This window comes from Burkholderia sp. 10_S31 (assembly GCF_056930375.1).
This window is the reverse complement of the sequence record NZ_JBXOWK010000001.1, coordinates 2679467-2691449: the sequence shown is the minus strand read 5'-3', so window position 1 is coordinate 2691449 and position 11983 is coordinate 2679467. Positions and strand designations below refer to the sequence as shown.

General features: G+C 60.6%; 10 protein-coding genes. 8 read left to right on the top strand and 2 right to left on the bottom strand.

Annotation, left to right across the window (positions count from 1 at the left end):
• Nucleotides 1-83: 83 nt before the first annotated feature.
• The 4 genes from AC1Z3W_RS12045 to AC1Z3W_RS12030 all read left to right on the top strand — a co-directional run bounded on the left by AC1Z3W_RS12045 (nt 84) and on the right by AC1Z3W_RS12030 (nt 5536).
• Nucleotides 84-1649, top strand: a complete 1566-nt coding sequence (locus tag AC1Z3W_RS12045; protein WP_483507654.1) for a class I adenylate-forming enzyme family protein — start codon at nt 84-86, stop codon at nt 1647-1649.
• Between the two features lie 35 nt (nt 1650-1684).
• Nucleotides 1685-3166 (top strand): NADP-dependent succinate-semialdehyde dehydrogenase, encoded by a 1482-nt coding sequence (gene gabD, locus AC1Z3W_RS12040; protein WP_483507653.1) that lies wholly within the window; start codon nt 1685-1687, stop codon nt 3164-3166.
• Between the two features lie 140 nt (nt 3167-3306).
• On the top strand, nt 3307-4962 hold the full coding sequence (locus AC1Z3W_RS12035) for an MFS transporter (RefSeq protein WP_483507652.1): 1656 nt from the start codon (nt 3307-3309) through the stop codon (nt 4960-4962).
• Between the two features lie 34 nt (nt 4963-4996).
• Entirely contained in the window at nt 4997-5536 is a 540-nt protein-coding gene (locus AC1Z3W_RS12030; protein WP_124474560.1) for a gamma carbonic anhydrase family protein, read from the top strand.
• Nucleotides 5537-5714: 178 nt separating this feature from the next.
• Here AC1Z3W_RS12030 and AC1Z3W_RS12025 read toward each other — a convergent pair whose 3' ends face one another.
• Together AC1Z3W_RS12025 and AC1Z3W_RS12020 are read right to left on the bottom strand one after the other, a co-directional pair.
• Nucleotides 5715-6302, bottom strand: a complete 588-nt coding sequence (locus tag AC1Z3W_RS12025) for a hypothetical protein (protein ID WP_124474559.1) — start codon at nt 6300-6302, stop codon at nt 5715-5717.
• A gap of 23 nt (nt 6303-6325) precedes the next feature.
• Nucleotides 6326-7171, bottom strand: a complete 846-nt coding sequence (locus AC1Z3W_RS12020) for a hypothetical protein (protein ID WP_124551124.1) — start codon at nt 7169-7171, stop codon at nt 6326-6328.
• Nucleotides 7172-7356: 185 nt separating this feature from the next.
• Between AC1Z3W_RS12020 and AC1Z3W_RS12015 the strand changes: the two genes are divergently transcribed.
• The 4 genes from AC1Z3W_RS12015 to AC1Z3W_RS12000 all read left to right on the top strand — a co-directional run bounded on the left by AC1Z3W_RS12015 (nt 7357) and on the right by AC1Z3W_RS12000 (nt 11982).
• Nucleotides 7357-8238, top strand: coding sequence for a sugar-binding transcriptional regulator (locus tag AC1Z3W_RS12015; protein WP_226238130.1), 882 nt, complete (start codon nt 7357-7359; stop codon nt 8236-8238).
• Between the two features lie 388 nt (nt 8239-8626).
• Entirely contained in the window at nt 8627-9955 is a 1329-nt protein-coding gene (locus AC1Z3W_RS12010) for an NAD(P)H-dependent oxidoreductase (protein ID WP_050011230.1), read from the top strand.
• A gap of 10 nt (nt 9956-9965) precedes the next feature.
• Nucleotides 9966-10994, top strand: coding sequence for a thiamine pyrophosphate-dependent dehydrogenase E1 component subunit alpha (locus tag AC1Z3W_RS12005; RefSeq protein ID WP_226148438.1), 1029 nt, complete (start codon nt 9966-9968; stop codon nt 10992-10994).
• Nucleotides 10981-11982 (top strand): alpha-ketoacid dehydrogenase subunit beta, encoded by a 1002-nt coding sequence (locus AC1Z3W_RS12000; protein ID WP_311771967.1) that lies wholly within the window; start codon nt 10981-10983, stop codon nt 11980-11982. The genes AC1Z3W_RS12005 and AC1Z3W_RS12000 overlap by 14 nt, the downstream gene beginning before the upstream one ends.
• Nucleotide 11983: the final 1 nt, after the last annotated feature.

Sequence of the window (11983 nt, the reverse complement as noted above, 5' to 3'; positions counted from 1 at the left end):
CGGCGCAACCCACGGCTTCCTTCCGACAACTGACATATCAGCGCCGCCGACCGAATCCGACGGCAGCGCTCCAGGAGACAAACGTGATTCATACCGAGCTTATTGTGCCTGTCCACGAATTGCTCAAGCGCCATAAGGAGTGCAATCCGGACAAGGCGGCATTCGAGGACGCACGGACGTCCATCACCTATGCGGAACTGGAGGCGATGACGGCGCGCCTGGCGACGCACTTCCAGCGGGCTGGCGTACAAGTCGGCGATCGCGTCGCCGTCGTGCTGCCGAATTCGATCGAGTGGGCCGTGAGCTGCCTAGCCTGTGTTCGCGCGGGCGCGATCGCCGTGCCGATCAGCCACGAGGCGACCTCACCGGAGATCGAGTATCGGCTGGACGATGCAAGCTGCACGGCACTCGTGACGAGCGCCGCGCGCGAGCGGGAATTGCATGCGGTCGGTGCTTCTGTCGGCACGGTCAGGGAATACGTGACCGTGTCGTGGTCGTCGCAGCCCGTTGTCGGGACGCCGTTTGCGGTCGCGACGGCGCGCGGTGCCCCGAGCGAGCCGTTGGATCCGAACGCGATCGACGATCCCGCATTCGTGATCTACACGTCGGGAACGACCGGCAAGCCCAAAGGCGTGCTACTGTCGACGCACGGCATGCTGTGGGTCGCCGCCGCATGCTGGGCCCCGATTGCCGGCCTGACGGGCAGCGATCGCGTGCTGAGCGCACTTCCGCTGTATCACTCGTATGCGCTGAACTTCTCCGTGCTGAGCGTGCTCGCAGTCGGTGCGACCGCGTATCTGATGGAGAAGTATTCGTCGAGCGAAATCCCGCGGCTGCTGTCGGACGGGCGCTTCACGGTCATGCCGGGCGTGCCGACGATGTTCCACTACCTGCTCGAATCCGCGCGGGCGAACGGGCGCGGCTCGCTGCCCGGGCTGCGATTGTGCGTGTCGGCCGGCGCGATACTGCCGGGCACGACGAATCGCGAATTCGAAAACATGTTCGGCCTGAAGCTACTCGATGGCTACGGCATTACCGAAACCTCGACGATGGTCACGATGAACTGGCCGACCGGTGCGCGCGTATTCGGCTCGTGCGGCCTGCCGCTGCCGGGCGTAGCGGCGCGCGTCGTCGATCCTGTTGCGTTGCGCGATGTCCGTGTCGGGGAAGAAGGCGAGTTACTCGTCCGCGGCCCCAATGTGATGAAGGGATACCTGAACAAGCCAACGGAAACCGATGCGGCATTGAGCAACGGCTGGTATCGCACGGGCGACTTGGCACGCTTTGATGCGAACGGCTATATCACCATCACGGGGCGCCTCAAGGAAGTAATCATTCGGGGCGGCCAGAACATCTCACCGGCCGAGATCGAAGAGGTGGTCTGCGAGTACGACGGCGTTCACGATTGCGCGGTCGTCGGCATGCCGCATGCGCATCTCGGCGAGGTGCCGGTGGTGTTCGTCGTCGAGCGAGCCGAGGGCGCTGTGGATGTCGCGGCGCTGCTCGCGCACTGCAGTCTCCATCTGTCGGCTTACAAGGTGCCGTCCGCGATTCATGTGACGACGGAAATTCCGCGGACCGGATCTGGGAAGGTCATGCGGTTCAAATTGCGCGAAGCCGTACAACTGGCCGAGCACGGCGACGTCTGACACGTTACGCCTATCCTCTGACTGGAGAAGTATTGATGTCGACAATTTCATTGAACGGGCAGGTAACGATTCGGAATCCTGAACTGCTAAGGCATGTGTGCCTCATCGCAGGTGAATGGATTCACGCTGACCAAGGGGGCACTATCGACGTGCGCAATCCGTCGACGGGGCAGTCGCTTGGGACCGTGCCGCGCATGGGGCGAGATGAAACGTTGCGCGCGATCGACGGCGCGAATGCCGCGCTGGCCGAATGGCGCTCGCGTACCGGGAAGGAACGTGCGGTGGTTTTGCGTCGCTGTTATGAATTGATGATCGAGAATCAGGATGATCTGGCGGCGATCATGACGGCTGAGCAGGGCAAGCCGCTTGCGGAAAGCCGCGCGGAGATCGGCTATGCCGCGTCGTTTCTGGAATGGTTCGGCGAGGAAGCCAAGCGCGTCTATGGCGATACGATTCCGGGGCATGCGCGCGACAAGCGCATCGTCGTGCTGAAGCAACCCATCGGCGTGTGCGCTGCGATCACGCCGTGGAATTTCCCGGCGGCGATGTTGACGCGCAAGATCGGGCCGGCGCTCGCCGCTGGTTGCACGATAGTATTGAAACCGGCGAGCCAGACGCCATTCTCCGCGCTTGCGCTCTGCGTGCTGGCGGAGCGTGCCGGCGTACCAAAGGGGGTGATCTCGTGCGTGACTGGCGCGGCGGCGGAGATCGGCGAAACGTTGACGGCCAGCCCGATCGTCCGCAAGGTCTCGTTCACCGGATCGACGGAAATCGGCAAGGTTCTGCTGGCGCAATGCGCGTCGAGCGTCAAGAAGGCATCGATGGAACTGGGCGGCAACGCGCCGTTCATCGTATTCGACGATGCCGATCTCGACGCGGCGGTGAAAGGTGCCATCGCATCGAAGTATCGCAATGCCGGACAGACCTGCGTATGTGCGAACCGGCTGCTGGTTCAGGACAGCGTGTATGACACGTTCATCGAAAAACTGTCGGTGGCCGTGCAATCCATGCGTGTCGGCGACGGATTCGAGGAAGGTGTCGCGATCGGTCCTCTGATCGATGAGCATGCCGTCGCGAAGGTTGTGGAGCACGTCGACGACGCGATATCGAAGGGCGCGCGTGTCGTAGTAGGCGGAAAGCGGCATCAGAAGGGCGGCAACTACTACGAGCCGACGATTCTTGCCGATGTGACTCCGTCGATGGGGATCTTTCGCGAGGAGACATTCGGTCCCGTCGCCCCCATTTTCCGGTTCAGTACCGATGACGAGGCAATCGCGCTCGCGAACGACACCGAATTTGGTCTCGCTTCTTATTTCTACAGCCGAGATATCGGCCGCGTGCTCAAAGTGGCCGAGGCGCTCGAGTACGGCATCGTAGGCATCAACGAAGGCCTGATCTCGACCGAAGTCGCACCGTTCGGCGGTGTCAAGGAGAGCGGGCTCGGACGCGAGGGATCGAAGTACGGCATCGAGGACTACCTCGAGCTCAAGTATCTGTGCGTGGGCGGAATCGCCTGACACTCGGGGCGGCACCTGGGTGCATCGACGCTTCGGTGCCGGGTTATCGTGAATTCTTCGATGGAGGTATCTCGCGCAACAAAGTCCAGTAATGAAGGTTAAACAACAACGATGAATCCATTGGTTTGGAGGAGCTAGACATGTCAACGGTCAATGTGGCAGTGCCTGCGTCGCGGATGTCCCGTGACGAAAAACGGGTGGTTTTCGCATCTTCATTAGGTACGGTGTTCGAGTGGTACGACTTCTTTCTCGCTGGCTCGCTGGCGACGTTCATTGGCAGGCACATTTTCTCCGGTGTCAACCCGACCGCGGGATTCATCTTTACGCTGCTGAGCTTTGCTGCGGGTTTCGCGGTGCGACCTCTCGGGGCGATCGTATTTGGACGTCTGGGCGACCTGGTAGGCCGCAAGTACACGTTTCTCGTGACGATCGTCCTGATGGGCGGCTCGACGTTTCTCATCGGGTTGCTGCCGGGCTTTGCCACTATCGGGATCGCTTCGCCGATCCTGTTTGTCGCGATGCGGATGATTCAAGGGCTCGCGCTTGGCGGCGAATATGGCGGCGCGGCGACCTATGTCGCGGAGCATGCGCCGAATGACCGGCGCGGTGCATGGACCGCCTGGATTCAGATGACCGCGACGCTCGGGCTGTTCCTGTCGCTGGTGGTCATTCTGGGTGTGCGAACCACGACAGGCGAAGGTCCGTTCGCATCGTGGGGATGGCGAGTGCCATTCCTGATGTCCATCGTCCTGCTCGGGATATCGGTGTGGATCCGCCTTCAGTTGCACGAGTCGCCGGCATTCGAGCGCATGAAGGCGGAGGGCAGTCGCTCGAAGGCACCCGTAGCCGAGGCATTCGGGCAATGGAAGAACCTCAAACTGGTGTTGGTCGTGTTGTTCGGGCTGACGGCGGGGCAGGCAGTGGTCTGGTACACGGGGCAGTTCTACACGCTGTTCTTTCTGACGCAGACGCTCAAGCTCGAGGGTTCGACGTCGAATGTGATCCTTGCCATCGCACTCGTGATCTCGGCGCCGTTCTATGTCGTGTTCGGTTCATTGTCCGACCGAATCGGACGCAAGCCGATCATCCTGATCGGTTTCGCGCTGGCGGCCGCCACGTATTTTCCGCTGTTCAAGGGGCTCACGCACTTTATCAATCCCGCGCTGGAGACGGCACAACGGAATGCGCCGATTGTGGTGAAGGCATTTCCTCGCGAGTGTTCGTTCCAGTTTAATCCCGTCGGTACGGCGACCTTTACCAGTTCATGCGATATCGCCAAGAGTGCGCTCTCGAAAGCTGGGCTGAGCTACCGTAACGAACCGGCGGCGCCGGGCGAGAGGGCAGCGATCGTCGTCGGCGGCAGCGTCATTTCGTCATACGATGGAAAATCCGCCGACGCAGCCATGCAAGGGCGTGATTTCGATCGGGCGCTGCAGCGTGCGCTGCATGATAACGGCTATCCGGCGACGGCCGATCCGGGCAAGATCAATTGGCCGATGGCGATCCTTCTGCTGGCGATCCTAATGATCTACGGCACGATGGTCTACGGTCCGATAGCGGCCATGCTCGTCGAGTATTTTCCGACACGGATCCGCTACACGTCGATGTCGTTGCCATATCACATCGGCAACGGATGGTTCGGTGGATTCCTGCCGGCTTCCGCATTCGCGATCGTCGCGGCAAACGGGAACATCTATTCCGGCCTCTGGTATCCGATCGTCATTGCGACCGCTTCGCTGATCGTCGGGATCTTGTGCGTGCGCGAGACGCGCGGCACCGATATCTGCGCAAATTGACCAGACAACATATCGATACGGAGTCGAGCGGATCATGGCGTTATACGAATATCGAGGCGTGGCCCCGCGCGTTCATGCGACCGCTTACGTACACCCGAGTGCGAGCATCATCGGTGACGTGATCGTCGGCGCCGGTTGCTATATTGGGCCCGGAGCCTCGCTACGTGGGGATTTTGGCGCTATTCGTGTCGGCGAGGGCAGCAACGTACAGGACAACTGTACGTTGCATGTCGGGCACGGAATGACATGTTTGCTTGGCGAACGGTCTCATGTCGGCCACGGCGCCGTGGTACACGGCGCACGTCTGGAGCGTAACGCGCTGATCGGGATGAACGCCATCGTGATGGACGACGCGGTAGTCGGAGGTTCCGCCATCGTGGCGGCGTGCGCGTTCGTCAAGTCTGGGATGCAGGTGCCGGCACAAACGCTGGTCATGGGCGTGCCGGCCCGTATCGTCCGCGTACTGACCGACGCGGAACTGCGTGAGAAGGTCGAAGCGACGAACCGATACTGCGAACTCGCGGCAGCGAGTTTGGCAACGATACGCCGGATCGATATGTCGATCGGTGGCTGAGCCGAGTGATATTGCCGGAATTCGACAGACCCCCGACCGTCGCGAATGGAATACGGCGATCGACGATTGTCGCGATCGGCTTTTGCGGCGGAGCGCCGCAATCATTCGTTGTCGGCACTACCGACGTAGCCGTGCAGTGCGCCGTAGACGTGCGCGCACTGCACGATTCACATACGAATCAATCGATCCCTGCCGTGCGGTGACCAGCATAGTACGGGGTGCGCCAGTTTGGCGTTATGCCCATGAAGTCGTCGAAATATGCAATGGCCAGCATCGGCTCTTCGAGCAAATTCTCGCGATACGATTGCCAGATCTTGAGCTGTCCGATTTTTTCGGACGACTCGACGACTTTTCCACATTCCTGCCGTGATACTTTTTTGACGAGCTCAACGCAAAAATGAGTCAGTGCGAATCCGGTCGGCCACCAGTCTGCAATTTCGCTGCTCGGTTTCTTATGTGGAATGACGGTCACCGATGTGTCTCGGACGGCTTTGAGTTTCAATAGTTCGGCGAGCAGCGCGCCGATGCAGAACTGGAAATAGTCAGCCGCGTTCTTGTGTAGGTAAAACTCGCTATCATCGAGGATTTGAGTCCACGCGACGAACGCTTGTGTGAACTGTCGATCATCGAGCTCGAGCAACACGCCGGAATTTTTTGAGTAGTCGTTGCAATACTGCTGAAGAAGCAGTCTGCAAGATGACAGTTTGGTGAGAGCCGGCCATACGCGATGTATGGACCTTGCGATCGGTTCGTGTTCGTCTACCAAGATGCTTCTCCGGCGCATTGACTTCACAGGTAGCTGACAATTCTGGAAAACTCGCGCTGCATCGCGTCGTCCGGATTTTTCGATCGCAATGCCGCTCGAATTCGCGACTCGGACGCGCCTACGAGATCGGCCGCGAAGCGAAGCAGCGTGTCGGGATTGGACGGAAGCGCTGCAGGCTGAACAATTCTTGCGCACCCGGTGATACCGAGTAATAGAAAAACATATACGTTCGGCTCGGATACCAGCCACCACGGCGCGACGACATCAGGCAATTCATCGAATCGTGCGCTTCGAATCGGATGGCGGTCGATGAGCGATAACGTAAGCCGGGAATACGCGCGACAGATATCGTCGGAAAATTCATCCAGCGACGCCTCGGCCTGGATTTCCGATATGCCTTTCAACATGTTGTGCGCGCCGCGCAGGCTGCTGAATGCGTCATTGATGCGGTGTTCAAATATAAGGACGTCCGTCGCACCCGCGTGCAGGATGAATCGCTTCGCGGCTGCGTAATAAAGTGTCGAGCAGTGGCGGATCAGCTTTGTATCCGCGGATTCGCGAATGATGCGTTCCAGGCCGCCGTCGAAGCTGACAGGCGCTTTCCAATGATCCTGCAGTGGGGGAATCGCATGACCTGCATACGTTTCGGCCGTTTCGAGCAGTGTGTCCGCGATATGGCCGACGGAGCCAAGAAATTGCGGCAACGGCGGCAAGTTCGCGCGGCGGGCAGCGGTTCGCTGAGAATCGGACCCAGAGCCGGGGACGTTTCGCGCCGCGTATCGAAGTTGCCGCGCACAATCCATCAATGCAAGGCGAACCTGACTGAGATCCTGGACGATGTGCGATGGCGTCAATGACTTGGGTTCCATGGCTGCCTCGAGGCTGAAACATTTGAAGTTAAGATAGCACATTTGTTCAGTGTCATTGATCACGTTAATTTAGGGGAGGAAGCGTGCCGAGAGCCCGAACCAAGCACCGAGAAGAGGCCATCGACGAACAAAGCCCAGCGCGCAGACTGCGGCTGCGCGCGGCGTGGATGTACTTCGTGGAGGAGATGACGCAACACGAGATCGCACAGAAACTCGGCATCGGTCGGGTGACGGTCGTGCGCCTGCTGGCCGCTGCGCGCGAGAGAAACGAGGTAAAAATTTCGATTGGGGATCGCCTGGTCGAATGCGTGGATCTCGAACGGCAACTCGAGGAGCGATTCGGGATCGCGGAAGCGATCGTCGTACCGCTGTCAGCGCGAGACGCGGATGCCACCGCGCCAGTGAGCGCGGCTGCTGGCGAATATGTGTCGTCGATGGTGCGGTCGAACATGAAAATCGGCGTCGGTTGGGGGCGCACCCTTGTCAGTTCGCTGTCGTACATGGGTGAGCGTCCCGTCGAAAACGTCTCGGTGGTTTCACTGCTGGGCGGCATCATGAAAGCCCGACATTTCAACCCGGCGGAGTTCGCTTGGCGTTTCGCGACGTTGTATCAGGCGGACTGCTACCTGATGACCGCGCCGCTGGTGGTCGACAGCCCGGAGACCCGGCGCACGCTCATCGAGCGCTGCGGCCTCCGGGATATTTTCGATCTGGCGAGATCCCTGGATGCGGTCGTGCTCGGCGCTGCGGGCACTGGCCCGGAGGCAACGGCGCACCGATCGCGGTTCATCAGCGATGCTGATCGCGAATCAGTGATCAAGGCGGGTGCCGTGGGCGATCTGCTCTTCAACTTTTTCGACGCCAACGGACAACTGGTTGACCATCCCATCAACGAGCGTGTGATGTCCGTGCCGCTCGACATCGTCAAGCAAGTACCGGTGCGCGTGCTTGCAGCGGGCGGCGTTAGCAAGGTGCCGGCGCTTGGGGGCGCTCTGAGGTTATTGCGACCGTCCGTATTGATCACCGATCAATACGCCGCAGCGGACTTGCTGAAACTAGCGGACTGACCTTCGCGCGGAAAGGTCCCCGTCACCTTTCCGTACTCCGCGCTCGTCCCCACTGCCGAGAGAAGCGCGCTCTCGCACCTCCCCCCATTCGCAGCGACGGCAGTGATGCTGCGCCGCATCAATTTCTGTATCAGTGCCCGCCGCTGGGTTGTCGCTCGCGTCAACGAGCCCTTGGCGCGGCTCCTCCTTTTTCCGTCCCCAAATTTCCATGCGCTAGGAATAACCCTAGATGCGCTCTTTTTGCCGCTCGGTTGCTTGTACCTTTAGTGAACAAAGTGATATTGTAAAAAACAAATGTGCACTGAACGTCGCGGCGATCCAGGTTGCAGACGCGGGTTAAGGGCACATGCCTGCGCAAGCGCGCGTCACTACCCAGGAGACATCGTCGATGCTCAACATCATTCCCAGCGGCCTGGCGGCCGACCTCAAAGCCCGCGCCCAATCGGGCAGACCTATCCGAATCGGCTTGATCGGCTCCGGCGAAATGGGCACGGACATCGTGACCCAGGTCCGGCAAATGGAAGGTCTCGAGATCGGCGCGATCGCGGACCTCCGTGTCGACGCCGCATGCGAAGCGGTTCGAGTCGCCAATCAGGCGGACGACGGTTATCGCGTCGTCGAGACTGGCTCGGGAATTTCGCAGGCGATCGAGGCCGGATCGATCGCCATCACGCAAGACTCGAATGCGATCTGTACCAACGATCAAATCGACGTGGTTATCGATGCGACCGGCAAACCGGCGGTGGGCGCGCAGATCGGGCTGCTGGCCATGGAGCATGGCAAGCATCTCGTGATGATGAACGTCGAAGCCGATGTGACCATTGGCGCATACCTGCGTCGTGAAGCGGAGCGGCTGGGCGTGGTGTACACGCTCGGCGCCGGCGACGAGCCGAGCTCGACGATCGAGTTGATCGATTTCGTCAGCGCGCTCGGTTATCCGATCGTCGCCGCGGGTAAGGGCAAGAACAACCCGCTGAATATCGACGCGACACCGGACGACTACATGGCGGAAGCCAAGGCGCGCAACATGAATCCGCGCATGCTGGTGGAGTTTGTCGACGGTTCGAAGACCGCGGTCGAAATGGCGGCGATCGGAAATGCGACCGGGCTGATTCCGGATGTGGCAGGCATGCACGGTCCCGCGGCCACGCTCGACCAACTGCATGAGGTGCTTTGTCCGGTGGCGGACGGCGGGATCCTCACCCAAAAGGGCGTAGTCGATTACACCATCGGAAAGGGCGTCGCGCCCGGGGTGTTCGTCGTTGCCGAACTTGCACATCCTCGCCTGCGCGAGCGCATGGCAGACCTCAAGCTCGGCAAGGGGCCGTATTACACGTTCTATCGCCCGTATCACCTGACGAGCCTCGAAGTACCGCTCAGCTGCGCGCGCGCTGTCCTGTACGGCAAAGCCGACATGCGGCCGCTTCCCGTTCCGGTGGTCGAGGTTTGCGCGGTGGCGAAGCGAGACCTGAAAGTCGGTGACCGCCTCGACGCGATCGGCGAATTTACGTACCGCGCGTGGGCCATCGCGGCGGATGACGCGCTTGCGGAGCGCGCGGTTCCATGCGGCTTGCTGGAAGGCGGCATCGTCACCCAAGCAATCCGAAAGGGCGAATTGCTGACGTACCAGAACGCCGCGGTCGACGCGAACGCACCGATTGTCAAACTGCGCCAGCGTCAGGACGAGATGGTCCGTGGCGCGCGTGCCGCCGCTTGAGGAGAGGATGATGGGATTCGTTGCAGAGAAGATCGAAGGAATGCCCGAAGTCTATCGGCACGTCTCCGCGCAAGCGTTGCGTGACGCGCTGAAGAAGATGCAACTCGTGCGTCGATTCGAGGAGAGTGCGGAACAGGCGTACATGCGCGGCCTGATTCACGGCACGATGCACCTGTCCATCGGGCAGGAAGCCTCCGCGATCGCGATGACGATGCTCCTCACCGATGAGGACTACATCACGTCGACGCATCGGGGACACGGCCACTGTATCGGCAAAGGTGCGGATCCGAAACGCATGTTCGCCGAATTCTTCGGTAAGGAGACGGGGTATTGCCGGGGGCGGGGCGGTTCGATGCACATCGCGGATGTGAGCCGCGGAAATCTCGGCGCCAACGGTATCGTGGGCGGAGGCTTGCCTATCGCGGTTGGCGCGGCGCTGTCGATCAAGAAGCGGCGCAAGGACTCGGTTGTCGTGTGTTTTTTCGGCGATGGCGCGAACAATGAAGGTGCGTTCCATGAATCGCTGAATTTCGCCGCGATCTGGAAGCTGCCGGTGATTTTCGTCTGTGAAAATAACCGGTACGGCATGTCGATGTCGGTCGAACGTTCGACGGCCGTCAGTCGGATCTCGCAGCGCGCGGCTGCGTATGACATGCCCGGCGTAACTGTCGACGGCAACAGCTTCGGCGACGTGCTGACGGCGGCTGAAGGCGCGATCGAGCGTGCGCGAAAAGGCGAGGGGCCGACACTCATCGAGTGCGAGACATACCGCATTCGCGGCCACTCCAAGAGCGACCGAAACCGCTATCGCACCCGCGAAGAGATCGAGTCCTGGGGCGCAAGGGATCCCATTGCGAAATTCGAGCGGCAGTTGGTGGAGCTTGGACTGATCGACGCCGCAGCGGTGCAAGTAATCCACGCGGAAGTCGAGGAAGAAATCAAGGCAGGTCTGGACTACGCGCAGAACAGCCCGGCACCGGACATCGCCGAGTTGACGCGCTATGTATATACGGAGAACGGGGGGAATGACCATGAGTGACCAGCGCGAACTGACTTACGCTCAGGCGATTCATGAGGCAATGGGCATCGCAATGGAGCGAGACGAGCGCGTGTTCCTGATGGGCGAGGATATCGGAGTCTACGGCGGTGCGTTCCAGGTGACCGGTGACCTGTTTCAGCGCTTTGGTGCGGAACGTATCATGGACACGCCCATCGCGGAGCTGGCAGGCGCCGGCATTGCGGTCGGCGCGGCCATGACCGGCTGCCGGCCGATCTACGAATTCCAGTTTTCGGACTTCGCAACGCTTGCGATGGAACAAATCGTGAACCAGGCCGCGAAGATGCGTTACATGCTGGGCGGAGAAGTCTCGGTGCCGGTTGTGATGCGCTTTCCGGCCGGTTCGGGGACAGGTGCTGCAGCCCAGCACAGCCAGAGCCTCGAGGCTTGGTTCGCGCACGTTCCTGGGTTGAAGGTGGTGCAACCCAGTACGCCCCATGACGCGAAGGGATTACTGCTTGCTGCGCTCGAGGATCCCGATCCGGTGATGATCTTCGAACACAAGCTCCTGTACAAGAGCAAGGGCATCGTGCCGGAGGGCTACTATGTCGAGCCGATCGGCAAGGCCGTCGTTCGCCGCGAGGGGCGAGATGTCACGATCGTCGCGACTTCGATCATGACCGTGCGTTCGCTGGAAGCGGCAGACGCGCTGCAGCAGGAAGGCATCGACGTCGAAGTGATCGATCTGCGCAGCATCCGGCCGATCGACCGCGAGGCGATCATCGCCAGCGTACGCAAGACTTCGCGTCTGGTATGTGTGTACGAAGGTGTTCAGCAACTGGGCATAGGCGCCGAGATCGCGTCGATCGTATGCGAAAGCGACGCCTTCGATTATCTGGACGCACCGATCGTCCGGCTGGGCGGCTCGGATTGTCCGCTGCCTTACAACCCGCAGCTCGAGAAGGCTGCCGTGCCGCAGGTGCCCGACATTGTCGAGGCGGTTCGGCATATTGTCGGTCGGAGGGGCTGAG